Source organism: Planococcus sp. RAB007_Raresut, from assembly GCF_057369535.1.
Genome location: NZ_JBXYIF010000254.1, coordinates 1 through 240, shown reverse-complemented (window position 1 = coordinate 240; position 240 = coordinate 1). Strand labels below are relative to the sequence as shown.

1 protein-coding gene is annotated in these 240 nt (G+C 53.8%); it reads right to left on the bottom strand.

Features of this window, described 5'->3' with window-relative positions:
- A partial coding sequence (locus AC2Q9J_RS18455; RefSeq protein ID WP_499042186.1) for a recombinase zinc ribbon domain-containing protein occupies positions 1-220 on the bottom strand: 220 nt, incomplete at its 3' end.
- Positions 221-240 lie beyond the last annotated feature (20 nt).

Here is a 240-nt window from a genome sequence, read left to right as displayed (position 1 = left end):
GGCGGTCGGCAACCGCTTCCCCGTCCATCAGGGCAGCTCTGGCACATTCCCGGATTTTCCGCAGCACATGGCTGTAAAGGGTGTCATAATCAATCCGGTGCTGGGTGCAGTGGTTCTTTCCAAAGGCATTGTAGGTCTTGCAGGAATAAATCCGCTGGGGATGTTTTGCGTTTGTGTAGCGTACCGTCAGCGACTTCCCACACTCGCCGCATTTTATCAATCCGGCAAACAGGCTGATTT